The 24,865-nt window shown below is 71.7% G+C and carries 22 protein-coding genes; 10 read left to right on the top strand and 12 right to left on the bottom strand.

From position 1 onward, the window contains the following. Positions 1-11 precede the first annotated feature (11 nt). From MQP27_RS29915 to MQP27_RS29885, 7 genes are read left to right on the top strand one after another with little or no spacing between them, the layout of a single operon-like run. Positions 12-764, top strand: a complete 753-nt coding sequence (locus MQP27_RS29915) for an ABC transporter ATP-binding protein (RefSeq protein ID WP_242769070.1) — start codon at positions 12-14, stop codon at positions 762-764. Next, positions 761-1,621 carry an ABC transporter permease gene (locus MQP27_RS51450; protein WP_242769069.1) on the top strand — a complete coding sequence of 287 codons (861 nt, stop codon included), beginning with the start codon at positions 761-763 and terminating at the stop codon, positions 1,619-1,621. The genes MQP27_RS29915 and MQP27_RS51450 overlap by 4 nt, the downstream gene beginning before the upstream one ends. After that, positions 1,618-2,661: an ABC transporter substrate-binding protein gene (locus tag MQP27_RS29905; protein ID WP_242769068.1), complete on the top strand. Its 1,044-nt coding sequence runs from the start codon at positions 1,618-1,620 to the stop codon at positions 2,659-2,661. The genes MQP27_RS51450 and MQP27_RS29905 overlap by 4 nt, the downstream gene beginning before the upstream one ends. After that, on the top strand, positions 2,658-4,046 hold the full coding sequence (gene tcuA / locus MQP27_RS29900; protein WP_242769067.1) for an FAD-dependent tricarballylate dehydrogenase TcuA: 1,389 nt from the start codon (positions 2,658-2,660) through the stop codon (positions 4,044-4,046). The genes MQP27_RS29905 and tcuA overlap by 4 nt, the downstream gene beginning before the upstream one ends. Then, the gene (gene tcuB / locus MQP27_RS29895) at positions 4,033-5,040 is read left to right on the top strand and encodes a tricarballylate utilization 4Fe-4S protein TcuB (protein WP_242769066.1); all 1,008 of its coding nucleotides are present in this window, start codon (positions 4,033-4,035) and stop codon (positions 5,038-5,040) included. The genes tcuA and tcuB overlap by 14 nt, the downstream gene beginning before the upstream one ends. Before the next feature lies 1 nt (position 5,041). Continuing rightward, positions 5,042-6,649 carry a thiamine pyrophosphate-binding protein gene (locus MQP27_RS29890; protein WP_242769065.1) on the top strand — a complete coding sequence of 536 codons (1,608 nt, stop codon included), beginning with the start codon at positions 5,042-5,044 and terminating at the stop codon, positions 6,647-6,649. Between the two features lie 29 nt (positions 6,650-6,678). After that, a complete protein-coding gene (locus tag MQP27_RS29885) occupies positions 6,679-8,061 on the top strand; it encodes an MmgE/PrpD family protein (RefSeq protein WP_242769064.1) in 1,383 nt (460 codons plus the stop codon). On the opposite strand, the gene MQP27_RS29880 is transcribed toward MQP27_RS29885, so the two are convergent. Then, positions 7,976-9,526: an MFS transporter gene (locus tag MQP27_RS29880; protein ID WP_242769063.1), complete on the bottom strand. Its 1,551-nt coding sequence runs from the start codon at positions 9,524-9,526 to the stop codon at positions 7,976-7,978. The genes MQP27_RS29885 and MQP27_RS29880 overlap by 86 nt on opposite strands. Before the next feature lie 83 nt (positions 9,527-9,609). Here MQP27_RS29880 and MQP27_RS29875 point away from each other — a divergent pair, with 83 nt between their 5' ends. Next, the gene (locus MQP27_RS29875) at positions 9,610-10,254 is read left to right on the top strand and encodes a TetR/AcrR family transcriptional regulator (protein ID WP_242769062.1); all 645 of its coding nucleotides are present in this window, start codon (positions 9,610-9,612) and stop codon (positions 10,252-10,254) included. A gap of 132 nt (positions 10,255-10,386) precedes the next feature. Beyond that, complete coding sequence (locus tag MQP27_RS29870; RefSeq protein ID WP_242769440.1) at positions 10,387-11,133, top strand: IclR family transcriptional regulator; 747 nt, start codon at positions 10,387-10,389, stop codon at positions 11,131-11,133. 1 nt (position 11,134) lies between these two features. Here the strand turns inward: MQP27_RS29870 and MQP27_RS29865 are convergent, their stop codons facing one another. The 9 genes from MQP27_RS29865 to MQP27_RS29825 all read right to left on the bottom strand — a co-directional run bounded on the left by MQP27_RS29865 (position 11,135) and on the right by MQP27_RS29825 (position 20,490). Then, positions 11,135-12,265: an aromatic ring-hydroxylating oxygenase subunit alpha gene (locus tag MQP27_RS29865; protein WP_242769061.1), complete on the bottom strand. Its 1,131-nt coding sequence runs from the start codon at positions 12,263-12,265 to the stop codon at positions 11,135-11,137. 42 nt (positions 12,266-12,307) lie between these two features. Then, entirely contained in the window at positions 12,308-13,471 is a 1,164-nt protein-coding gene (locus MQP27_RS29860; protein WP_242769060.1) for an NAD(P)/FAD-dependent oxidoreductase, read from the bottom strand. Next, the gene (locus tag MQP27_RS29855; RefSeq protein WP_242769059.1) at positions 13,468-13,830 is read right to left on the bottom strand and encodes a bifunctional 3-phenylpropionate/cinnamic acid dioxygenase ferredoxin subunit; all 363 of its coding nucleotides are present in this window, start codon (positions 13,828-13,830) and stop codon (positions 13,468-13,470) included. The genes MQP27_RS29860 and MQP27_RS29855 overlap by 4 nt, the downstream gene beginning before the upstream one ends. 200 nt (positions 13,831-14,030) lie before the next feature. Further along, a complete protein-coding gene (locus tag MQP27_RS29850) occupies positions 14,031-14,663 on the bottom strand; it encodes an MBL fold metallo-hydrolase (protein ID WP_242769058.1) in 633 nt (210 codons plus the stop codon). Then, the gene (locus MQP27_RS29845; protein ID WP_242769057.1) at positions 14,663-15,748 is read right to left on the bottom strand and encodes an S-(hydroxymethyl)mycothiol dehydrogenase; all 1,086 of its coding nucleotides are present in this window, start codon (positions 15,746-15,748) and stop codon (positions 14,663-14,665) included. Before MQP27_RS29845 ends, MQP27_RS29850 begins: the two co-directional genes overlap by 1 nt. Before the next feature lie 118 nt (positions 15,749-15,866). Continuing rightward, positions 15,867-16,778 carry a YceI family protein gene (locus tag MQP27_RS29840; RefSeq protein ID WP_242769056.1) on the bottom strand — a complete coding sequence of 304 codons (912 nt, stop codon included), beginning with the start codon at positions 16,776-16,778 and terminating at the stop codon, positions 15,867-15,869. Between the two features lie 25 nt (positions 16,779-16,803). Next, positions 16,804-17,874: a maleylacetate reductase gene (locus MQP27_RS29835; RefSeq protein WP_242769055.1), complete on the bottom strand. Its 1,071-nt coding sequence runs from the start codon at positions 17,872-17,874 to the stop codon at positions 16,804-16,806. Next, positions 17,871-18,722, bottom strand: a complete 852-nt coding sequence (locus tag MQP27_RS29830; RefSeq protein WP_242769054.1) for a dioxygenase family protein — start codon at positions 18,720-18,722, stop codon at positions 17,871-17,873. Before MQP27_RS29830 ends, MQP27_RS29835 begins: the two co-directional genes overlap by 4 nt. 19 nt (positions 18,723-18,741) lie before the next feature. Further along, positions 18,742-20,490, bottom strand: coding sequence for an FAD-dependent oxidoreductase (locus tag MQP27_RS29825; RefSeq protein WP_308290013.1), 1,749 nt, complete (start codon positions 20,488-20,490; stop codon positions 18,742-18,744). Positions 20,491-20,686: 196 nt separating this feature from the next. On the opposite strand from MQP27_RS29825, the gene MQP27_RS29820 reads away from it, so the two are divergent. After that, positions 20,687-22,468 (top strand): sigma-54-dependent Fis family transcriptional regulator, encoded by a 1,782-nt coding sequence (locus MQP27_RS29820; protein WP_242769052.1) that lies wholly within the window; start codon positions 20,687-20,689, stop codon positions 22,466-22,468. 6 nt (positions 22,469-22,474) lie between these two features. Here MQP27_RS29820 and MQP27_RS29815 read toward each other — a convergent pair whose 3' ends face one another. Next, positions 22,475-23,698 (bottom strand): hypothetical protein, encoded by a 1,224-nt coding sequence (locus MQP27_RS29815; protein ID WP_308290012.1) that lies wholly within the window; start codon positions 23,696-23,698, stop codon positions 22,475-22,477. 78 nt (positions 23,699-23,776) lie between these two features. Beyond that, on the bottom strand, positions 23,777-24,691 hold the full coding sequence (locus MQP27_RS29810; RefSeq protein WP_242769051.1) for an expansin EXLX1 family cellulose-binding protein: 915 nt from the start codon (positions 24,689-24,691) through the stop codon (positions 23,777-23,779). Positions 24,692-24,865: the final 174 nt, after the last annotated feature.

Here is a 24,865-nt window from a genome sequence, read left to right as displayed (position 1 = left end):
CGATGGGCGCCGTGCTGGAAGTCACCCGGCTGACCAAGCAGTTCGTCAAGGGCGACATGGGCATCCTGGCGCTGCGCGACCTGAGCCTCGGGATCGAGGAGGGCTGCTTCGTCACCGTGCTCGGCCGCAGCGGCTGCGGCAAGTCGACCCTGCTGAACATGATGTCCGGGCTCATGCCGCCCACTTCGGGTGCCGTGACCTACCGGGACGCGCCGGTGACCGGCCCGCGGACCGAGGTCGGCTACCTCACCCAGTCCGACACCCTGATGCCCTGGCGCGACGTGGTCCGCAACGTCGAGATGCCCATGGAGATCAAGGGAGTCGACGCCAAGGAGCGCCGCGAGCGCGCCACGGACCTCGTCGAGCGGGTCGGGCTCACCGGGTTCGAGCGCCACTACCCGCGCGAACTGTCCGGCGGTATGCGGCGTCGGGCGAGCCTGGCCCGGATGCTCGCGGGCGACCCGGAGGTGCTGCTCCTCGACGAGCCCTTCGGCGCCCTGGACGCACAGCTCCGCTTCGTGCTGCAGGCCGAGCTGCTGCGGCTGTGGCAGGGCAGCGGACAGACCGTGGTGTTCGTGACCCACGACATCGAGGAAGCGCTGCTGCTCGGCGACCGGATCGTGGTGCTCGGCCGGATCGGAAAGGTGCTCCTGGACAAGGAGATCGATCTGCCCAGGCCGCGCGACGCCGACGAACTGCGGGTGGACCCGCACTTCGTCAGCCTGCACAAGGAGATGACGGCGGCGCTCCGGGAGGCGCAGTGAAGACGGTCGACGAGCAGAAAACCGTGAACGCCGAGCGGACGACAGGGCAGTCGGTCACCGTCCCGCTGAACCGCGGCTGGTGGGAGAAGCACGGCCGTACGGTGGTCGTCTGGGGCGGCCGGCTGGTCCTCTCCGTGGTACTGCTGGTGGCCTGGCAGCTGTGCGCGGGCCGCGTGTTCGACCTCACCTTCACCAGCCGGCCGCTCGACGTGGCGCGACGGCTCGGGGACTGGCAGCGCGACGGCCTGCTCTGGTCCAACACGTGGGTCACGCTCAAGGAGGTCCTCCTCGGGTTCGCGCTGGGCGCCTCGACCGGCGCGGTCACCGGGTTCGTCCTCGCCTCCCTGCCGACCTTCTACCGCGTGGTCGACCCCTTCATCGTGGCGCTGTACTCACTGCCGAAGGTGGCGCTGGCGCCGCTGTTCATCGTCTGGTTCGGCATCGGCCTGCAGATGAAGGTGCTGCTCGCCGCCGTCACCGTGTTCTTCCTCGTGTTCCTCAACACCGCCGTGGGCGTGCGGGAGGTGGACCGGGGACTGATCGACGCCGTACGGCTGATGGGCGGCCGCCGCCGTGACGTCGTGCTGAAAGTCGTCCTGCCCGCCTCGATGACCGGGCTGCTCACCGGGCTGAAGGTCGCCGTCCCGTACTCGCTGATCGGCGCGGTGATCGGCGAGCTGGTCGCGTCCAACCGGGGGTTGGGCTATCTGATCAGCGACGCGGCGGCCAACTTCGACACGGCCGGAGTCTTCGCGACGCTCGTGGTCCTCTCCGTGATCGCGACCGTCCTCAATCTGTTCGTCAGTCTCATCGACCGCAGGGCCAACCGCTGGAAGCCACTGGAGGGCCGGAAATGACACGCGTGGAGATGAACCGCCGGCAACTCGTCAAGGGTCTGCTGGCGACCGGTGCCGTCGCGCTGGCCGGTACGGGCTGCGGCGGCGAGTCCGCCGGTGCCACGGCGGTCGGCAAGCTGTCGGTGGGGCAGGTCAGCCAGTCGATCGCCTTCTTCCCGCTGTTCGTGGCGACGAAGAAGGGCTACTTCAAGGACGAGGGCGTCGCCTTCGACGACCCGCCCGTCCTCGGCAACGGCTCCAAGGTGGCCGCCGCGCTGAAGTCGGGCAGCATCCAGGTGGGCGGCGGGGTGATGACCGACGTCTTCAAACTGTCGGAGATCGAGGACGACATCCGGCTGGTCGCCGACCTGGTGGACAAGTACTACATCGACATCATCACCGGGAAGAAGTTCAAGGGCGCCGCCGTCAGCGCCTCGCTCGACGAGCGGACCAAGTCGCTCAAGGGCAGGAAGATCGGCATCACCGGCCCGGGCAGCGGCACCGAGGCCCTGGTCATCTACCTCTTCGCCAAGGCCGGCCTCGACGCGAAGAAGGACGCCGAACTGGTCAACCTCGGCAGTGAGCCCACCGCCGCGCTCGGGGCACTGAAGAACGGCCAGGTCGACGCCCTGTCCTTCGCCCAGCCGCTGGCCCAGCAGGCGGAGGCGGCCGGCACGGGCACCCTGTACATCTCCCCCTGCCGGGGCGACATACCCGGCCTGGTCGACGTCTCCCACGGCGTCTTCTTCACCACTCAGAGCGTGCAGAAGAAGAAGGCCAAGGAGATCGCCGCCTTCCAGAGAGCTCTGGTTCGGGCCAAGAAGGACATCCGCGGCAACGACACGGCCGAGGTCAAGAAGCTGCTGGCCGAGTACCGCAGCGGGATGCCGGACGCCACCCTGGAGGCGCTCCTCCCGCTGCTGAAGAGCGAGATCCCGGCGACGAACGCCTTCAAACGCTCCTCCTTCGACGCCGCGGTCACCTTCCACAAGTCGGCCGGCCTGATCACCAAGACGCCCGACTACGACCGGCTCGTCCCCTCGAATCTGCGCGAGACGTGAGCACCGACGTCCTGGTCGTCGGCGGTGGCAACGCGGCCCTGGTGAGCGCGCTGTCCGCCGCCGACGCCGGAGCCCGGGTACGCCTGCTGGAGCGCGCCCCCGCGCACTTCCGCGGCGGCAACAGCCGGCACACCCGCAACATCCGGTGCGCACACGACACCGGCGACGAGTTCACGACCGGCCCCTACCCCGGCGCCGAACTCCGGCGCGATCTCGGCGGAGTCGGCGACGGACCGAGCGACGAGCGGCTCGCCGAGCTGACCGTGCGCGAGTCGCGGTCCGTGCCGGCCTGGATGACCGCCCACGGCGCCCACTGGCAGCCCGCCCTGTCCGGCACCCTCAACCTGGCCCGCACCAACAGGTTCTTCCTCGGCGGCGGCAAGGCACTGCTCAACTCCTACTACCGCACCGCCGAACGGGCCGGGGTGACCGTCGAGTACGACACCCAGGTCACCCGCCTCGAATGGACCGGCGAGACCTGCACCGCCGCGCACACGGCCGACGGGCGCCGCATCCCGGCCGCGTCCGTGGTCTGCGCGAGCGGCGGCTTCGAGGCGAACCTCGCCTGGCTCGGTCGCTATTGGGGAGAGGCGGCCCAGGGCTTCCATGTGCGCGGCCCCTCGTACAACGACGGCCGTGTACTACGGGAGTTGCTCGACGCGGGCGCCCAACGGGCGGGCGAGGAACGCGGGTTCCACGCCGTCGCCGTGGACGCCCGCGGCCCGAGGTACGACGGCGGGATCGCCACCCGCATCGACGCCATCCCCTTCGGCATCGTGGTCGACCGGGACGGCCGCCGCTTCCACGACGAGGGTGAGGACATCTGGCCCAAGCGGTACGCCAGTTGGGGACGGAACATCGCCCTGCGCCCTGGCCAGATCGCCTACGCCCTGTGGGACGCGAAGGTGCAGGGGTCCTTCCTGCCGCCCATGTACGGCCCCTACACGGCGGGTTCGGTCGAGGAACTCGCCGAGACGCTCGGCCTCGACGGGCGGGCCGTCGCCGAGACCGTCGGCGCCTTCAACACGGCCGTCGACCGCGGCGGCCCGCCCTCCCGGACCTTCACCATGTCCCGGCCGGACGGCAGGCGCACCGCCGGCCTCGACCCGCCGAAGAGCAACTGGGCACAGCGCCTGGACACCCCGCCCTACTACGCCGTACCGATGCGGCCCGGCGTCACCTTCACCTACCTCGGCGTCGCGGTCACCGACCGGGCGCGGGTACGGCGGGTGGACGGCGGGGTCTTCGGCAATGTCTTCGCCGCCGGGGAGATCATGTCCGGGAACATCCTCTCCACCGGCTATCTCGCCGGGTTCGGCATGACCATCGGGACCGTGTGGGGGCGCATCGCCGGACGGGAGGCGGCCCGCCATGCCCTTGGATGACCTCTTCGACGAGGCCCGGCGCCAGCTCACCGTCTGCAACTCCTGCCGCTACTGCGCCGGTTACTGTCCCGTCTGGCCCGCCCTGGAGCTGCGGCCCGCGCCGGAGCGGCGGGACATCACCCACCTCGCCAACCTCTGCCACGACTGCGGTGACTGCCTCAGCGCCTGCATGTACGCCCCGCCGCACGAGTTCGCGGTGGCTCCCCCGAGCGTCTTCGCCGACGTGCGCAAGGACACGTACCGCCGCTACGTCTGGCCGCGCCGCGCGCCGGGGCGGCTCGGCACGGGCATCGCCTTCGCCGCCGTGTGCCTCGTACTCGCCCTGCTGTCCCGCCTGTTCACCGGCCGGTGGTTCGGCGCGGCGGACCGGCCCGGGGACCCCTACGAGGTCCTGCCGCACGTCCCGCTGCTGATCGCCGTCGGAGTACCGGGCGTCTGGGCTCTCGCCGTGTTCGGGTGGGCCGCGCTGCGGTACTGGCGCGACATCCACGGCCGCCTCGCCGACCTGTTCCGGCCCCGGGCGTGGCGGACCACGTTCGTACAGGCCGTGCAGTTGCGGCACATGGAAGGGGGCGGCGCGGGTTGCGAGGTGCCCGGCCGGCGCGGATTCCATCTGGTGCTCCTGTACGGCTTCGGGCTGTGCGCCGTCTCGACCACGGCGGCGGCGCTGCTGCAGAACGTGCTGGGCGCGCAGCCGCCTTACTCCTGGGTGTCCGTGCCCGTGATCAGCGGCGGCGTCGGCGGAATCGCCATGCTGGTGGGCGGGACCGGGTTGTGGGTGCGCGGCGGTGGCAGCGGATTCCTGTGGTCGCTGCTGGTGCTCGCCGCCACCGGGATGCTCACCCTGCTCCTGCGGGAGACCGTGGCCTTCGGGCCGCTGCTCCTGCTGCATGTCGCCGCGGTGGTCACCGCCTTCGGGACCGCCCCGTACAGCAAGTTCGTCCACTGGATCTTCCGGATGCTGTCCATCCACCACGACAACCTGGAGCGATGACATGGGCAACACCGCGGCGCTGGTGGCCGAGCACGTCCGTGCCTCGGGGGCCCGGTTCGTGTTCGCCTACCCGGGCGATCCGATCATCGAGCTGATGGAGGCGATGCGTGCCCTCGACGTCGAGGTCGTGCTCGGCAGCCGCGAGGGCACAGCGGTGTTCATGGCCGAGGCGCACGCGATGGTGACCGGGCGGCCCGGTGTCTGCCTGTCGACGCTGGGGCCCGGGTCCACCTCCATCGTGAACGGGGTGGCCGCCGCGACCTGGGACCGGGTGCCGCTGCTCGCGATCTCCGGGCAGATCGACGCGGGCCGCGAGGACCTGGTCACGCATCAGGTCGTCGACCACAAGCTGCTGTTCTCGCCGGTCGCCAAGTGGGCCGGACGCATCCACCCCCGGTCCGTCGACGCGGTGCTGCGCAAGGCGCTGCGCCTGGCCGTCGCCGAGCGGCCGGGCGCCGTCCATCTCACCGGCTCGGCCGAGACGTTCGCCGCCCCCGCACCGGACGTCGCCGTCAAGTCGCCGCCGCTCGACGGGGCTTCGGGAGGGGTACGGGTGCAACGGGCCGCCGGCGGTCCGGATCCCGCGGCACTGCTGCGGGCGGCCCGGCGCCCGGTGCTGCTGGCGGGGGCCGCCGCGACCCGGTGCGACGCGACCGAGGCCCTGACCCGGCTGGCGGAGAGCGGCGGCTTCCCCGTGGTGGTGTCCCCGATGGCCAAGGGCGTGTTCCCCGAGGATCACCCGCTCTTCGCCGGTGTCCTCGACATGGCGTGCAACCAGGTGCTGTGGGACTTCCTCGCGGACAGCGACCTGGTCGTCGCCGCCGGATTCGACCCGGTCGAGCTGATCCGGCCGTGGTCCCTGGCGGTACCGGTCCTGCACGTCGACACCACGCCCAACGTCGACCAGGTCTACCCCAGCGACTGCGAGGTGGTCGGGGACGTCTCCGCGAGCCTGGACTGGCTCGCGCACGGCCTGCGGGGCGAACCGCGTTGGCGGGAACGGGACATCGCGGCCCATCGCGAGCGGCTGCGTGCGGCCTACTACTCGGGCCGCGTTCCCGGTCGCCTCAACCCCACCGACGTCATCGACGTCGTACGCGCCGCCGCTCCCCCCGAAACGGTCGTCACCTGCGACGTCGGCTCGCACAAGCTGCTCGTCGGCCAGGGCTGGCGGGCCCGCCGGCCGCGGAGCGTCCTCATGAGCAACGGTCTGTCCTCGATGGGCTTCGGGCTGCCCGGGGCCGTCGGCGCCCAGCTCGCCCTCGGCGACGTCCCGGTCGTCGCGCTGGTCGGGGACGGCGGCTTCGCGATGGCCGCCACCGAACTCCGGCTCGCCGCGGCACGCCAACTGCCCCTGACGGTGGTGGTGTTCGTCGACGGAAGCCTCAACCGCATCGAGCTCAAACAGCGGGCGCTCGGCTATCCCGGCACGGCAACCAGGCTGGATGACATCGACCTGGTCGCGCTCGCGGGCTCGATGGGATGCGACGGGGTGCGGGTGAGCTCGGTGGCCGAGCTGGAGAAGGCCACGGCCGGGTTGGGCGCACCGACCGGGCCACTGCTCATCGAGGCGCGGATCGAACCCGCCCAGTACGAGGCGCAGTTCTGACAGTTCCAGCAGCTCTCGAAGGAGCCGGTATGACGGTCGTGGAGCAACTGGCCGAGTTCGCGGTCGCTCAGCGGGCGACGCCGCTCGCCGGGAACGTACGGCACGCGGCGGTACGCGCGGTCGTGGACTGGGTGTCGGCCACGGTCCCGGGCGCCGCCACCCCGGCCGCCCGCGCGCTGACCGAGGCACTCGCCCCCGGCCCCGGGCCGGCCCGGCTGATCCCGTCGGGACAGGCCACCGACGTGCGCACGGCCGCGCTGCTCAACGGCACCGCCGCGCACGCGGCCGAGCTCGACGACATCTACCGGGACGCCTTCTACCACCCGGGTGCCCCGACCATCGCCGCGGCCTTCGCGGTCGCCGACCAACTCGACTGCTCCGGCGAGGACTTCCTCCGCGCGGTGACCATCGGGTACGAGACCGGCGCGCGGATCGCGCTCGCCGCGGGGCCGGAGCACTACCGCCACTGGCACACCACCGGGACGGTGGGCACCTTCGGCGCGGCGGCCGCGGCGGCCGAGCTGCTGCGGCTCGACGCCGACCGGTTCGCGGGCGCGCTGGCGCTGGCCGCGACCATGGCCGCGGGGCTCCAGCAGACCTTCCGCTCACCGTCCACGGGCAAGCCGTTGCACGCGGGGCACGCGGCCGAGGCCGGGGTGGTGGCCGCGCTCGCCGCCGGGAAGGGGCTCGCCGGCGCCCTGGACGTGCTGGAGGGGCCGGCCGGCTTCGGCGTCGCGACCGCAGGGATCAGCGGGTTCTCGGTCTCCGGCCTGGGAGATCCGTTCTGCGTCACGGCCACGACGGTGAAGTACCACGCCTGCTGCGGCCACACCTTCGCCGCGATCGACGCCGCCCTCCGGCTGCGTGCCGAGGGCATGCGCCCGGAGGAGATCACCGGAATCGAGATAGAGACCTACGAGACGGCCACCCGCGTCGCGGGCCGCACCGATCCCGCCGGGCCCGACGAGGCCAGGTTCAGCCTGGCCTACACCGTGGCCGCCGCCCTGGTGCTGGGCGCCGTACGGCTGCACGCCTTTGCGCCCGAGGCGCTGCACGACCCCGTGATCCGGACCCTGATGGCCCGCACCACGACACGGGTAGACCCGGAGCTGGACCGCCTCGCCCCCGGCCGCCGGGCCGCCCGGGTCCGCGTCACCGACCGGCACGGCACCGTGCGCGATCGGCTGCGGCTGACTCGCAAGGGCGACCCCGACGACCCTTTGAGCGACGACGAGTTGAGGGAGAAGTTCGACGAACTGGTACCGGCGTTCCTCGGCCGCCCGCGCGCCGGGTCGATCGCCGGCACGCTGTGGAGACTGCCCGCGCTCAAGCGGATGAGCGATCTGGACTGGGGGCCTGGTCCGCCGCTTTCTCCGGCAGGTCGAGGCTGCTGCGCAGGCGGACCGGCTTGAGCAGGACGGCGGCGACGACGGCGAGTACGGCAGCGGCGGCCGCGAGCAGGAAGACCTGGGCCGTCGCGTCGCCGTAGGCGACCTGGACGACCTCCCGCGCGGTGCTGCTGTCCGGGGACACGCCGGCTGCGGCGGTCCCCTTCGCGATCGCGTCCTGGACGTGGCGGGCGAGTACGGCGCCGAGGACGGAGACGCCGATCGTGCCGCCGAGGGAGCGGAAGAAGGAGACGGTGGAGCTGGCGGCGCCGACGTCCTTGAGCTGGACGGTGTTCTGCACCATGAGCACGAAGTTCTGCAGCGTCATGCCGACCCCCATGCCGACGCACAGCATCGACGAGCCCAGGAAGATCATGGAGGTCCGGTGGTCGATGACGCCCAGTCCGGCGCAGCCGGCCGTGAGGAGTACGGCGCCGGTGACGACGAAGGGCTTGATGTGCCCGGTGCGGCTGATGAGCCGGCCGGCGATCGTGGAGGCGATCAGGATGCCGGCCATCATCGGGATCGTCAGCAGGCCGGCCTCGGTCGGCGTGCGGCCGCGGCTGAGCTGGAAGTACTGGCTGAGGAAGACCGAGGCGCCGAACATGGCCGTGCCGACGGAGAGGCTGCCCAGGATCGCCAGGGCGGTCGTGCGCTGCCGCACGATGGCGAGCGGCACCAGGGGCTCGGGGGCGCGGGACTCGACCCACACGGCCGCGGCGATCAGGGCCAGTCCGCCGGCCACCATGGCCGCGGTCTGCCAGGAGGCCCAGGCGAAGGAGTTGTCGACGAAGGACACCCAGATCAGCAGCACGCTGACGCCGGTGGCGATCAGGGCGGCTCCCAGGTAGTCGATCTTCACGTTCTCCCGGCGCAGGACAGGCAGGTTCAGCGTCCGCTGGAGCAGCAGGAGGGCGAGCAGGGCGAGCGGCAGGCCCAGGAAGAAGCACCACCGCCAGCCCAGCCACGAGGTGTCGACGACGACGCCACCCAGCAGCGGGCCGCCGATGGTGGACGTGGCCGTGACGCTGCTGAGGTATCCGCTGTAACGACCGCGTTCGCGCGGCGGGATCATGGCCGCGAGCACGATCTGGACGAGCGCCTGAGCTCCTCCCACGCCGACGCCCTGCAGGGCGCGGGCGGCTATCAGCTGCCCGGCGGTCTGGCTTATCCCGGAGGCCAGGGCGCCCAGCATGAAGAAGGCCATGGCGGCCTGGACCAGGGTCTTCTTGCTGAAGAGGTCGGCGAGCTTGCCCCAGATCGGCGTCGTCGCCGTGGTGGTGAGGAGGGTCGCGGTGACGACCCACGTGTACTGGGTCTGGGATCCGTGCACCGCCCCGATGATCTTGGGCAGGGCGCTGGAGACGACCGTACTGCTCAGGGTCGAGACGAACAGGGCCAGAAACAGGCCGCTGAGGGCTTTCAGCACCTGGCGGCGGGACGCGGGCGACAGGTCCGTGGGACTCGACTCGTTCACTGCGGTGCTCATCAACCGGCTCCAGGCGAAGCAGCTCCTCGCTATACACGATGTATAGCGACATCGGTTCACCATACACGGCGTATGGTGAGCCCATGAGCCGCTCCGCCCCGCAGCAGACCGCCCCGCCCCGCAGGAACCTGCGTGAGGAGCAGAAGAGCCTCACCCACCGCCGGCTGCTGGAGGCGGCCGTGACGGTGTTCGACGAACTCTCCTTCCTGGACGCGCGGATGGAGGACATCGCCCGGGCCGCGGGGGTCACCCGGGCCACCGTCTATGCCCACTTCACCGGCAAGGCCCAGATCGTCGACGCCCTCGTGGAGCGTGTGTACGAGTTGCGGGAGGAGGCGTACGCCGAGCTGGCCGCCCTGCCCCGGTGGACCCCGGCGGGCATCCGGGCCTGGCTCGACGGCGCGGAGAGCCGATGGCGGGAGATGGCACCGATCCGCCGGGTCGCCAACGCGGCCGCACCGACGGCCCTGCGCAGCATCAACGACGGCCGCGCCCAGTACGTCGAGGCGCACGAGCGCTATGTCGGCCTGCTCATCTCGGACCCGGAGCGCTGGCGGGGCGTCGACCCGGCGGAGGCTCGCCAGCGGGCGCTGATGGCGGTGCTGCAGACCGAGTCGTTCTTCTCGGCGTGGATCGCCGTCGGCCTGCCGGTGGACACGGCCGATCCGCTGCACCTGCTGGCCGACTCCCTGGGCCACCTGCTCGGGCCCGCGCTGGCGGACGCATGAATCGACCGTTACCAGGGTAAAAGCCCTGGTCAGAGTCGCGAGAGTAAACAGCTTGTACCGTACTACGCGTATAGTTTCGTTGTGAGCAACCACAGCCAAGACACCGAAACGTCAAATTCGCAGGCCGGCGGAGTGCAGTCGGTCGACCGAGCCATCAGCGTCCTCGAGATCCTGGCCCATCGTGGTGAGGCCGGCGTCAGTGAGGTGGCCGCCGAGATCGATGTGCACAAGTCGACCGCGTTCCGGCTGCTCGGCGCCCTGGAGGCGCGCGGTCTGGTGGAGCAGGCGGGCGAGCGCGGCAAGTACCGGCTCGGCTTCGGCATCGTGCGCCTGGCCGGCGCGGTCACCGGACGCCTGGACATCACACAGCAGGGCCGCCCGGTCTGCGAGCGTCTCGCCGAGGAGATCGGCGAGACGATCAACATCGCTGTGATGCAGGAGCACTTCGCGATCAACCTGTACCAGGTGCGCGGCCCGGCGGCGATCGCCGCGCACAACTGGGTCGGTGAGCTGACCCCGTTGCACGCGACGTCCAGCGGCAAGATCCTGCTGGCGCATCTGCCCGCCAAGGAGCGGACCGCGCTGCTGGCGGAGGCCGGCCTGAAGAAGGTCACCCCGCACACCATCACCGCGAAGGCGAAGCTGGAGAAGAACCTCGCCGAGGCGCTGGAGAAGGGTTACGCCTTCACCCTGGAGGAGCTGGAGATCGGCCTGCACGCGATGGCCGCCCCGGTCCGCAACCAGGACGGCGAGGTCGTCGCCGCGCTGAGTGCCTCCGGACCCTCGTACCGCTTCACCGAGGAGCGGCTGCACGAGCTCGCCCCGGTGCTGCTGAAGGGTGCCGAGGAGATCAGCCACCGCATGGGCTACCTGGGCTGAGTCATCCCTGGGCGATGCCCAGGCGCTCGTTCACCCAGTCGTGGAAGGCACCGATGTGGTGCTCGCTGGGCACCAGCACGCCGCCCTTGGCGTACATACGGGAGCTCATGCCGGGCTGGGTGCGCTCGCACGCCTCGAAGTCCTGCCGGTTGACCCGGTCGAAGAGCTCCACGGACCGGCTCACGTCCTTGCCGCTCTCGACGACGTGCGGGAGATACAGCCAGTCGCACTCGACGATCGTCCGGTCGACGGCCACCGGGTACATGCGGTGGAAGATCACGTGGTCGGGCACGAGGTTGATGAACACCTGCGGTTTGACGGTGATCGCGTAGTAGCGGCGGTCCTGGTCCTCCGCCACGCCCGGGATGCGGTCGAGGCCCTCGCTGCCGTCGACGGTGAAGCCCTGCACCTCCTCGCCGAACTCGGCGCCGTGGCCGACGTAGTACTGGGCCGCGTAGCCGTCCGCGAACTCCGGGAGCACCTCGGTCAGTTCGGGGTGGATCGTGGCGCAGTGGTAGCACTCCATGAAGTTCTCGATGATGAGCTTCCAGTTGGCCCGCACGTCGTAGACGATCCGCTTGCCGACGGAGAGGTTGTCGATGTCGTAGTGGTCGATCGACTCGACGTCGCCCAGCCGCTCGACGACCGCCCCGATCACGTCCTCCTCGAAGGAGGGCGGGTTCTCCGCCAGGCACACCCACACATAGCCGAGCCATTCCCGCACGGCGACGCTCGCCAGGCCGTACTCGGTGCGGCCGACGTCGGGCATCTTGGTCAGGTTGGGCGCGGCGACGAGCTTGCCGTCCAGGCCGTAGGTCCAGGCGTGGTACGGGCATTGGAAGGCGCGCTTGACCTCGCCGCTCTCCTCGGTGCAGAGCTTGGCGCCGCGGTGCCGACAGACGTTGAAGTAGGCGCGGACGCTGTTGTCCCTCGCCCGGGTGAGGAGGATGCTCTCGCGGCCCACGTCGACGGTGCGGAAGGCGCCGGGCTTGTCCAGTTCGGAGGCGCGTGCCGCGCAGAACCACATGGTCTCGAATATGCGCTCCTGCTCCTGGGCGAAGACGCCGGGATCCGTGTAGGAGGAGCCGGGGAGGGTGGCGATCAGGCTGTCCGGCAGGCTGGTCGAGGTCACGGTGCGCTCCTCGGGAACGTCGGGGAGGGGTCAGGAACAGGGTTACGACGTCACGGCGGCGAGCTGCTTGCGCAGGCGCGTGAACAGGCGGGGCTGGTTCATCCCGAGCACCGCGACCGGCTGACCGGCGCGCCGGTACACGGCGAGGACGTTGCGGTCGTCCGCGGTGCCCTCCTCGACGGTGACGCTGTCGGCGCCGCCCGCGTGGCCGGCGAACTGGATCTTCACGCCGTACTGGTCGGACCAGAAGTACGGCGGCCGGGGCACGCCCGGTTCCACCGCGCCGCCCGCCAGCAGGGTGGCGATCGCGGCGTCCGGCCGCTCGCGGGCGCCGGTCCAGTGCTCGACGCGGCGGTGCAGGCCGGCCCGGGGGTCGTACCAGTTGGCGCAGTCGCCGACCGCGACCACACCGGCCAGGCTGGTGCGGCCGTCGGCGCCGCACTTCACGCCGTTGTCGAGTTCGACGCCGGACCCCTCCAGCCACTCGACGCACGGCCGAGCGCCGACGCCGACCACCACGATGTCGGCGGGGACGGTCCGGCCGTCCTCCAGCAGGACGGCGTCCACGCGGGTCTCCCCGCCCAGTCCCTTGACGCCGACCCCGCACAGCAGCCGTACACCGTGGTCGGCGTGGAGGCCGGAGACGACGGCGCCCATGGTCTCGCCCAGGGGGCCGGCGAGCGGCGTCGGGGCCGCCTCGACGACCGTTACATCCAGGCCGAGGGTGTACGCGGTGGAGGCGACCTCGGCGCCGATGAAGCCGCCGCCGATCACCACCAGCCGTCCCCCGCGGGCGAGTTCGTCGCGCAGGGCGCGGGCGTCGTCCAGGGTGCGCAGGGTGTGGACGCCGGCCAGCCCCTCGGAGCCGGGCAGGGTGCGGGCCGCGGCGCCGGTCGCGATGACGATGCCGTCGGCGCGCACCTGGCGCCCGTCGGCGAGGCGGACGGCACGGTCGGCACGGTCGAGGCCGGTGGCGCGGGCGCCGAGCAGCCACTCGGCGCCCAGGTCCTCGCCGTCCGACTCCAGCACCAGGTCCGCCTCGCCGAGCGTGCCGGCCAGGAACTCCTTGGACAGCGGCGGCCGGTCGTACGGGCGGTGCGGCTCGTCGCCGATGACGACGAGCCGGCCGTCGTACCCCTGCTTGCGCAGCGAGCGCGCCGCCGACAGTCCCGCCAGCGACGCGCCCACCACGGCGACGGTCCTCACGCGGGACCTCCGGCCAGCCGGGAGGCGACGCAGGGGGGCAGGTTGGGCGCGTCCGTGGACACCTGCACGTAGATCGTCCCGTCCTCGATCACGACTTCGTGCGTCCGCACCGGCAGCTTGGCCGGAGGGGCGTCCACGGCGCCGGTGCGCAGGTCGAACTTCGAGGCGTGCAACGGGCATTCCACCTCACAGCCCTCCAGCCAGCCGTCGGCGAGCGACGCGTCCTGGTGGGTGCAGGTGTCGTCGATGGCGAAGACCTCGCCGTCGTCGGTGTGGAACACCGAGACCGGCGGATCGATGTCGAGCCGGATGGCCTCGCCTCGCGGGAGATCCGCGAGACGGCACGCGGGAATCATCATGACACCTCGGTGCGTATAGCGAAACGGATTGCGGTAAGCGCAACATCAGTCTGAGGTCGGCCCAGAACCCTTGTCAAGGAGTTCCGAGGCCCGGATGACCCCCACCAATCGTTGCTTGTAACGCAACCAACATCGCGATAAGCAACGCGAAGAGGGCAGGGGTCGGCACGGGAATCGGTGCCTTTGTGCAGGTCGGCCCGTCAGTGGCCGCGGGCGAGCCAGTCCGGGAGCCCGGGCGCTTCCGCGCCGATGGTCGTCGTGTCCCCGTGACCGGTGTGCACGACGGTGGCGGCGGGCAGCGTCAGCAGCCGTTCCCGGATGGACTCGATGATGGTCGGGAAGTGGCTGTACGACCTTCCCGTGGCCCCCGGTCCGCCCGAGAAGAGCGTGTCGCCGCTGAAGAGCGCGGTGAGCGCGGGCGCGTACAGGCAGACCGCGCCCGGGGCATGGCCGGGCGTGTGCAGCACGGACAGTTCCGTCCCCGCGACCACCAGGATCTGCCCGTCGGCAAGTTCGGCGTCGGGTGCCCGGTCGGGGTGGGTCTGCTTCCACAGGGGCAGGTCGTCGGGGTGGAGCAGCACGGGGGCGCCGACCCGTTCGGCGAGTTCCGGTGCCGCGTCGATGTGGTCGTCGTGCGCGTGGGTGCACACGATGGCCCTGACGCGCCGTCCGCCCACCGCCCCGGCGATGGCGTCGGCGTCATGGGCGGCGTCGATCACGATCACCTCGTGGTCGTCGCCGACGATCCACACGTTGTTGTCGACGTCCCAGGTGCCGCCGTCCAGCGAGAAGGTCCCCGAGGTCACCAGACGTTCGATGCGGGCACCCGCCATCACAGCACCACCACCGAGCGCAGTACGTCGCCGCCGTGCATCCGCTCGAAGGCCTTCTCGACCTCGTCGAGGGCGATGGTCTCGGTCACGAAGGCGTCCAGGTCGAGGCGGCCCTGGAGGTAGAGGTCGATGAGCATCGGGAAGTCGCGGCTGGGCAGGCAGTCTCCGTACCAGGACGACTTCAGCGAGCCACCGCGCCCGAAGACGTCGAGCAGCGGCAGTTCCAGCTTCATCTCCGGCGTCGGCACACCGACGAGGACGACGGTGCCGGCGAGGTCGCGGGCGTAGAAGGCCTGCTGGTACGTCTCCGGGCGGCCGACCGCCTCGATGACGACGTCGGCGCCGAACCCGCCGGTCAGCTCCTGGATCGCCGCGACCGGGTCGCCCTCGCGCGAGTTGACCGTGTGGGTGGCGCCCAGCTTCTGGGCGGTGGCGAGCTTGCGGTCGTCGATGTCGACGGCGATGATCTTCGCCGCGCCCGCGAGGTTCGACCCGACGATCGCCGCGTCGCCGACGCCGCCGCAGCCGATGACGGCGACCGAGTCGCCGCGGCCGACGTTGCCGGTGTTGATCGCGGCGCCGATGCCCGCCATCACGCCACAGCCCAGCAGACCGGCCGCGGCCGGCGAGGCCGCCCGGTCCACCTTGGTGCACTGCCCTGCGGCCACCAGCGTCTTCTCCGCGAAGGCGCCGATGCCCAGCGCCGGCGAGAGCTCCGTACCGTCCAGCAGGGTCATCTTCTGCTTGGCGTTGTGCGTGTCGAAGCAGTACCAGGGCCGCCCGCGCAGACAGGCCCGGCACTGCCCGCACACCGCACGCCAGTTGAGGATCACGAAGTCACCGGGCGCGACGTCCGTGACCCCCTCCCCCACCGACTCCACCACGCCCGCGGCCTCGTGCCCGAGCAGGAACGGGAAGTCGTCGTTGATGCCGCCCTCGCGGTAGTGCAGGTCGGTGTGGCAGACCCCGCAGGCCTCGACCTTGACCAGCGCCTCGCCCGGACCGGGGTCGGGCACGATGATCGTTTCCAGGCTGACGGGGGCGCCCTTCGCGCGTGCGACGACGGCACGGACCTGATGAGACATGGCCACTCCTCGACTGGTACGAGACCTGAGTCCGATGTTGCTCATTACGGCACGCAGAGCACGTGCCGCAACACAGCATCGTGGAGGGCAGACCGGGGGTCAAGGACGGGGAACGCGCCTACTCCGGGGGCGTGGGAGTGTCGTGGGTGCGGTACATCGCCTGGACGTCCAGCTCCAGCTGGACCGTCGGACCGACCACGGCGATACCGCGCGCCAGCATGGACCGCCAGTTCAAGGTGTAGTCCTCGCGGTGCAGCTCGGCCTTGGCGAGGGCGGCGCAGCGCAGTTCCTCGCCGTAGCCGCCGTTGACCATGCCCAGGTAGGTGGTGTCCAGCGACACCGACCGGCTCACGCCGTGCATGGTCAGGGTGCCGTTGAGGGACCACTTGCTGCCGCCCCGGTAGGCGAAGCGGGTGCTCCTGAAGTCGATGTACGGGAAGTTGTCGACGTCGAGGAAGTCGGCGGAGCGCAGGTGGGCGTCGCGGGTGTTGTTGCCCGTGGTGATGCTGGACGCGTCTATGCGGACGTGGACACGGGAGTCGGCGACCTCCTGCATGACCTGGATGCCGCCCTCGAAGCGTTCGAAGCGGCCGTGCACATTGGCCATGCCGACGTGCTTGGCGATGAAGCGGATCGCCGTGTGCGGCGGGTCGAAGAGCCAGGTGCCGGGTACCGGGAGGTCGGCCTGCCGGCCCGGCTGGAGCCATACGCGCTGCGGGGCGGCACCGGCGTCGGCGGCGACCTCGATGGTCTCGCGGTGCGGCTCCAACCCCTCCGCCAGGACCATCAGGCTGTAGGCGCCGGGCGGCAGCACGGCCATGAACAGGCCGTACGGGTCCGTGGTGCCGCGGGCCGAGACCTGGTGGCTGCGCAGTTCCGTCACCGTCACGTCGGCGCCGCCCAGGGGCTGGTTCACCGGGTCCAGGACCTCGCGGACGACGACACCCGCGCCGGCCGGGACGGGAAGCGTGAGGCCCGCGGCGCTTCCGGGGGCATTCCTGAGGCGCCGCCGGAGCAGTCCGAGGGGCATGGTGTTCACCTTTCGGTCTCGTCGGTCAGTACGTCGTGTGCGGCCGGAGGCCCCGGTGGGCGGCCTTCAGTACGTCGAGTACGCCCTCCGTGGTGACCGGCCGCGGGTTGGGGTACGTCTGCCTGGTCGCCTCGCGAGCGGCCTGCGCCAGGTCGGCTTCCTCGATGCCGAGTTCGGCCAGCGAGCGGGGCGCACCGAGGCGGCCGGCGAGATCCCACAGGGCACCCGGGGCGTCGTCCGTGTCGAGGGCCCGGCCGAGTGCCGCCATGGCCTCGGGCGCGGCGGGCGCGTTGTGGGCGAGGGCGTACGGCAGGACGACGGTGTGGGTGTCGGCGTGCGGGAGGCCGAAGGTCCCGCCGAGGACGTGGCAGAGCTTGTGGTGCAGGCCCATGGTGGTCGCGCCGAGCACGGCACCGCACAGCCAGGCCCCGTAGAGGGCACCGCCCCGGGCCTCCACGTCCCGCGGGCTTGCTGCCAGTTCGGGCAGGGCACGCGTCACGGCGCGTACGCCTTCCTCCGCGGTCAGCGCGACCAGCGGTGAGACGTCCGGCGCGTACAGGGCCTCGGCCGCGTGCGCCACGGCGTTGACGCCGCTGGTGACGGAGAGGCCGACCGGGAGGGAGAGGGTGAGCTCGGGGTCGTAGACGACACTGCGCGGCAGCACGGACGGGTCGCGGCCGGTGCGCTTGGCGCCGTTCTCGGTCAGGCCCCACACGGGGGTCATCTCGGAGCCGGAGTAGGTGGAGGGCACGGCGATCAGCGGCAGTCCGGCCCGCAGGGCGAGCAGCTTGCCGAGCCCGATCGCGGAACCGCCGCCCACGGCCACACACCCGTCGGCGCCCAGGGAGCGCGCCACCTCGACGGCCCGCTCGGCGACCTCCACGGGCACGTGCATACGGGCCTCTGCATGCACCCCGGCACACGCGTCGCCCAGCGCGTGCGCGACGGACCGGGCGGTGTCCGCGCCCCGGGGTCCGCTCACCACCAACACCCTTCGCAGACCCAGGCGTTGGACCTCGTCGGGCGTGGCGGTCGTGGCGGCGCCGGGCCGCAGGACGACCCGCATGGGCCGGGTCTCGTGCACGAACTCCCTCATGACCGGCCCGGGTTGAGCACGAGGTCGAAGCGGGCGTGCCGGAACGGGTTCGGGACGCCGAACTCCCGTGCCAGGGACGGGTCGTCGGTCTCGGCGAAGTCCTGCACCAGGCTCTCCTTGACCGCGAACACGGCGTCCGAGTCGAGGTGCTCGCTGCCCGCGACGAAGATGTGCGTGGTGACCGGCACATGGCCTGCCGCCGAGGCGATGAAGTGGATGTGGGCCGGGCGGTAGGGGTGGCGACCGGTGGCCTTGAGCAGGTCACCGACCGGGCCGTCCGTCGGGATGGGGTACGGGCTCGGCACGCAGGTGCGGAACCAGAAGCGGCCCTCGGCGTCGGCCGTGAACAGTCCGCGCCCGTTGCCCGCCGGCTGGACCTCCGGCTGCTGGACGTCGTAGAAGCCCTCGGCGTTCGCCTGCCAGACGTCGAGGAGCGCGCCCGGCAGCGGAGTGCCGTCCAGCGAGAGCACGCGCCCACTGACCACGCACGGTTCGCCGCCGCCCACCAGGTCGATGTCCGCGCCGAGTTCCCGGACCGGGGACTCGGTCATGTGGAAGGGGCCGAGGACCGTGCTGTCGGTGCCGTGCTCGTCGGCGTTGATCGTCTCGACGAGCATGGAGACGCCAAGCACGTCCGACAGGAGCACGAACTCCTGCCGGGTGTCGGTGCAGGTCTGCCCGGTCGCCGTCAGGAAGTCGATCGCCCGCTCCCACTCGGCCATCGTCGGCTCGGTCTCGCGGACGAAGGCGTGCAGATGGCGGGTGAGGGAGGCGAGCAGTTCACGCAGGCGCGGGTCGGTCGTGTCCTTGAGGCTGTCGACGACGGCCTCGGTGAGGTCGGTGGTCATGCGCGGGCGCTCCTTCCGGTCAGGCGTGCCCGAGAATCCGCCGGACCGCGTCGGCCAGGATCCGTTCGGCGTCCTCGGCTGCCGTCGGGTACCGGAAGGCGACGTAACCGTCCGGGCGTACGAGCAGGGCTCCCCCGTCGGCCACCTCGCTCAGCCGCGCCCAGTCGCCGTACGGGTCCTCGTACTCCTGGCCGGGCCCGATGACCACCGTGGCGATCTCCAGGTCCTGGGCCTCGGCGGCCCGCAGCCAGCTCGTCCCGCCGACACCGGTGATCAGGGTGAAGCGGCCGTGGCCGACGGTGTCGAGGGTGGACAGGGTGCGGGTGCCGGCGGTGATCCAGGCGTGCGGGAGCTTGGCGCCGGGGCGGGAGGTGGGCTGGTGGTGGAGTTCGGGGTCGCGGTCGAAGCCGGGGTCGGCGGTGCCGTCGGGGACGATCGCGGCGGAGGTGTAGCGCTGGTTGAGGTCGACGCCGTGCGCGTTGAACTCGTACACCTTGAAGGCGATCGCCTCGCGCAGCCTGGCGCGCTGCTTCTGGGCGGCCTCGGTGTCGTCCTTGCGGGCGGCGATGTTGGCCCACAGCTGCTCGGGGGTCTGCGGGGACAGGCCGTCGAGGGCCTCGAAGATGGGGGCGGTCTCGCCGATGGACTTGTTGGCGCGGGTGACGATCTGCCGTCCGATCGGGGCGCGTTCGGCGGTGTAGGTGTCCAGGAGTCTCGGGGAGGCGGTGCCGTCGAGGACGAGCTTGAGCTTCCAGGCCAGGTTGTAGGAGTCCTGGATGGAGGTGTTGGAGCCGAGGCCGTTGGACGGCGGGTGCCGGTGCGTGGCGTCTCCGGCGCAGAAGACGCGGCCGTTGGAGTAGGTCTCGGCGTACATCTCGTTGACGGTCCAGGCCGAGGACGACTTGATGGTCACCGGGATGTCGTCGTCGCCGATCAGCTGGCGTACGACGGACTCGGCGTACTCGGTGGTCAGGTCGGGGGCGCCGGCCGTGACGTCGTAGCCCCACACGATCAGCCACTCGTTCCAGGGGCGGACGCAGCGCACGAGGCCGGCGCCGATGCCGCCGACGGTGGCGCCGGGGGCGAGCACCCAGTAGAGGGTGGACGGGCGGTGGGCGGTGTACTTGCTCAGGTCCGCGTCGAAGACGATGTTGATGCTGCCGGCCACGCCCATCTGGCCGCCCATCGGCAGCCCGGCGTCCTCGGCGACCTGGCTGCGGCCGCCGTCGGCGCCGATCAGGTACTTGGCGCGGATGGTGTACTCGTCGCCGCGCAGCCGGTCCTCGACGGTGACGGTCACGCCGAAGGCGTCCTGGACGAACGACTTGTAGACGGTGCTGAAGCGCAGCTGCGTGCCGCGCGCGACGGCGGCGTCGATGAGTACGGGCTCCATGAGGTGCTGGGGCATGTCGCACATACGGGAGGGGCTGGCGAGTTCGTGGGCGGCCTGGACGAGCGGGTCGTTTCCCCAGGAGCGGACCCGGCCGAGCTCCTCGCCGGCGAGGCTGGTGCAGAAGGTCGTGTTGCCCATCAGGTGCTGCGGGGTCGCCCTGGCGATCACCTCGTCCTCGACGCCGAGGTCGCGCAGCACCTCCATCGTCCGCTGGTTGGTGATGTGCGCGCGGGGCGTGTCGGCGAGGCGCGCATAGCGGGTGACGACGATGTTCGGCACGCCGTAGGCGCTCAGGGCGAGCGCGGCGGAGGCGCCGGCGGGGCCACTGCCGACGATGAGCACGTCGGTCACGACATCGGGCTCGACGGTGTGCACGGGAGACGCTCCAGGGAATGAGGACAGGCACCGACTGTTCAAGATCATGTGGCCGGGGACGGGGAGCCGGGTGTCTCAATACGAGACAGTGCGCCCGATCGGCACGAGACGGTGCGGCCGATCGGCACAAGACGGGGCAACTGATCGGCGCCGGGTTGTTGCTTGTTCAACCGTTCCCGGTAGGCTGAGCGGTGCCGTGACCACCGCCGAGCTCCCCTCAGTCCGCCCCACGCTCGCCTCCCTGCGCAGGGCCCGCGAGCTCTTCCTGCTGGGGCGGCCACTGCCGGACGGCGTGCCGGAGGAGATCGTCGCCGCCTGGAAGCGTGCCCGGTTCTTCGGCGTACGACACGACGGGGCGGGCACGTCTCAGCTCACCCGGCGAGCACCCGAGTCACCGCTGCTGACCGCGGCCCGTCCCGTCCTCGACCGCGTCGCGCCCACCCTCGGCACCGGCCGGGCGTCCCTGGTCCTCACGGATCATCGGCTCCGGGTGCTGTGGGCGGCCGGACTGGGGCCGGGTGCTCCCTGCCCCGACCTCTCCGAGCAGGTGGTCGGCCACAACAGCGCCGCCGTCGCCCTGCACACCCACCGGCGCGCCGAGGTGCACGGTCCCGAGCACTTCCTCGACCTGTGGCAGGACGTCTCCTCGGTGAGCGTGCCGGTACGGGCGCCGGAGACCGGTCAGTTGCTCGGCACGGTGACGGTGGCCTGCCCGCTGTGCGCCGAGTGCGGCCCGCATCCGGGGGCTCCGCTGGCGGAAGCCACGGCGAGTGCGGTCGAGGCGGAACTGCTCGCGCGGTCGCGGGCGGCCGAACGGGTGCTGCTGGACGCGTACTTGAGGGCGGTGGGCGAACACGGTCGCGCGGTCGTGGCAGTCGACGGCCGCAGCCGCCTGGTCAGCGAGGCAGCCGGGGAGGTGCTCTCGCCGGAGGGGCTGGAGGCGCTGGAGCGGGGTGCGGTCGGTCTGGTCCGGGACTTCGGCGTTGCGCCGGCCGCCGGCCCGGCGGCGGGTCGGCACCCCGACGGCCCGGGAGCCGCGCTGCTCCCGGCGCCCGCGTCCTCGTACCGCATCCGGCTCCCGGCCGGTTCCGGGTGTACGGCGGCGACACTCACGCCGGTCCTGCATCACGGCTCGGTCGTGGGTGCGGTCGGGGTGCTGGATCCGGTGGGGCATCCGCCCGTCACGTCCACCGCGCCGAACGTGGCGGGCCTGGCCGGGCGGTCGGTGCCGTGGCGGCTCGCGGTGGGCCGGGCGGCGGAGCTGGCGAGGTCACCCGAGCCTCTGCTGCTGGTCGGCGAGCGCGGCACCGGGAAGACGTCGCTCGCCCGGGAACTGGCCGCGGATCCGCTGGTCGTGGACGCGGCGGAGACCGAACTCACCGCGGAGACGGACGAGTTGGCGCACGGACGCCCCCTGCTGATCCGTCACGTCGAACGTCTCGCGCAGGCGGACACGGCCACTCTCAACACCCTGCTGGACGAGCGTCCCGGGGCGCCTCTCCTGGTCACCTACACACCGGGAACACCACCGGGCCCCTGCCTCAAACGCCTCCTGGACACCCTGGCGGCCCGCTCGGTCACGCTGCCCTCGCTGCGCGAACGGCCGGACGACATCCGGGAGTTGCTGTCGGCCCTCGCCCCCAGGCCCGAGCCGGGACGTCCGCCGCTCACCTGGACGCTGGACGCGCTGCGCGCCCTGGAGCAGCACCCCTGGCCCGGCAACGTCACCGAACTCGCCCACCTGGTACGGGCGTTGGCCGAGCACCGCCGTACGACCGGCCCCGTCGGGCGGGCCGAGCTGCCGGACCCGGTGCGCGAGGGGCCGGCGCCCCGTCCGCTGAGCCCGATGGAACACGCCGAGCGCGCCGCCATCCTGGACGCCCTGCGCCTGCACGGCGGCAACAAGGCCCGCGCCGCCGCCTCGCTGGGCATCGCCCGCGCGACGCTGTACCGGAAGCTGCGCGGGTATCGGGGCTGAGCCCCTTCAGGACCGGCTGCGGTGCCCGGCGTTCACCGTCGCTCCGGGGGCCGCCCGCAGGACCTGCCCCGGCGCCGGTGTCCCCCGGCGCCTGCTGCGGGGTGTGCGTTGCGGCCAGCACAGGACGTAGGCCGCCGAGCCGACCGCGAAGGCGAGGCGGATGAGGCCCTGGGTGCGGTCGGAGGGGATCAGCAGGGCGCTGCCGTACAGCGAGATCAGCGCGATCCAGCTGACCCACGGGACCAGGCGGCGCTGGCCGATCGAGTCCCAGATGAGGGTGCCGAGGAGGACCGAGGCGTTGTAGTACGTGTACACGCTCGGGTCCAGGACGATGCGGGCGTCGGCGGCGAGCAGCACGACCGCGGGCCAGCGGTGGCGCCGTACCGCCAGAGCGCCCAGGGCGATGCCGAGGAGCATCTGGGCGGGGCGGTCCCACCAGGGGGTGGCCGCGTCGTGGACGCCGAACCAGCGCAGGGACGACGCGGGCTGGTTGGGGATCGTGAAGCGGGCGGCGGCCAGCGTGTCGAGGTGGGTGAGGTAGAAGGGGAGCCAGGCGGCGGCCACGAGGCCGAGGGCCCATGCGGCCGAGCGCAGCCGGGCGGGCCGCGGCAGGGCGAGCAGGAGGGGCAGGAAGCCGACGGCCCACGGCTTCGAGTCCACCGCGAGGGCCAGGAGGACGCCCACCGCCGTAGCCCGGCCGCGCACCAGCGCTCGTACCGCGAGCGTGGTGAAGAACAGCGCCAGTACGTCGTCGAGGTGGGCGAAACGGACCGCGACCTCCACCCACATGGGGATGAAGGCCGCCCCGGCGATCAGCACGCGCTGCTGAAGTCGCCTGTGGTTGAGGCCCGTTCCCCGGTAGTGGTCCGCGGCGGCGCGGCCGACCAGGACCAGCATGTACAGGCCCAGGCCGGACATGAACGCGTCGGCGAGCTTCTCGCCCAGTACGGCCGGGAACGGCGCGAACAGCGCGGCGACCAGGAAGCTGACCGGGCCGATCTGCAGCTCGGGGTGGTTGGCGTAGAGCGCGAGGCCGCCGCCGGGGATCTGGTTGAAGAGGAGTTGCTGGCCGGTTCTCAAGTAGTGCCAGGACACGGCTCCATGGCGTTCGGCCACGAGGAACCAGAGGGCTGTCCACAGGATGAGCAGCGCGTTGTGCCGGCGCAGCGGATAGGGGCCGATCCGCACCCCGCCCCTGGGCACGGCGCCGGCCGTATCCCGCTTCCGCACTTCCCGTCCTTTCCCTCCGACATCCGGAAAGAGGGGGTCGCGGGGCTGTGGGTTGCTTGTGCGGAGGTAAGGAAGCGGTCAGTGCGCGGCGAACTGGACCTTGGTCGGCTGCACGACGTTCGGGCGGACGGCGATGCCGTTCACGGTGAGTTGCTGACCGTAGATGTCGGTGATCCTGATCGCGCCACCGCATCCGGCGCCGTCCTCGGACAGGAAGTAGTTGTAGTCCTCCCGCTTCAGCGAACGCCAGACACCACCGCTGCTCACCTCCAGCCGCGCCAGCGGATTGCGGTGGCCGATGACCTGGATGCCGCACCAGTACTGCGTCGACCCGGTCTTGTAGCGGATCGACAGCGGGCCGAGGCCGCTCGGGCTCGCCAGTTTCCAGGTGATCGGGATCCGGCCGGCCGACGGCGCCGCGAGCTTCGCGAACGCCTGTGCGCTCAGGTCGATCTGGCCCGGGGCGCAGTCTCCCGGGCATTCGTTGGTGATGCGGACCGTGATGGAGGCGCCGTTCGCGGCGCTGACGACCACGTACGCGCCGCAGGCTTTGGAGCCCTCGTAGTCGGCGGTGTTCATCGCGCCCGTCATGACGTCGCCGCCGGCGTCGTAGAGGCAGGCGCCGCTGCCGTCGGCGTCGTAGAAGGTGGCGACGCCTTGGTAGGTGACGCCGGGGCGGATGCGTCCCGCCAACGGCGCGCTGCCGGAGGCGGGTTGGGCGGCGGTCGTGGCCGTCGGCTTCGCCGACGCGGTGGTCGCGGAGGCGGACGGCTTCCGCTCGGTGGCCTTGGCCGAGGGTTTCGGTGATACGGCGGTGGCGTCGGCGGACGCGGACGGGGAGGTCGTCGCGGCCGGGGCGGAGGCGTGCCTGCTCGCGGCCGGCGTCGCGGCGGTGTCCCTCGCCTCGGACTTGCGGCCGGTGAGCAGGACCGCGGTGAGGGAGGCGACGATGAGCACCGCGGCCGCCGACAGGAACAGCCACCGTCTGTGCACCGGACCTCCTCGACGACCGCGCCCCTGGGGCGCGAGTGACAAGGGAAGCGATCGTGCCAGACCCGGGAACACGGCGGCAAGCCCGGTCTCGGAGTGCGGGCGCGGCCCCGTCCGCTCCCGAAACTTTCGTGGAAGCCGGGCGCTCTTTCGCGGGCGGGAGCGGCTGACGCATCC

Source organism: Streptomyces cylindrosporus (genome assembly GCF_022698165.1).
Lineage (GTDB): Bacteria > Actinomycetota > Actinomycetes > Streptomycetales > Streptomycetaceae > Streptomyces > Streptomyces cylindrosporus.
Note: the sequence above shows the minus strand (reverse complement) of the source record. Positions and strands in the feature narration are given on the sequence as shown.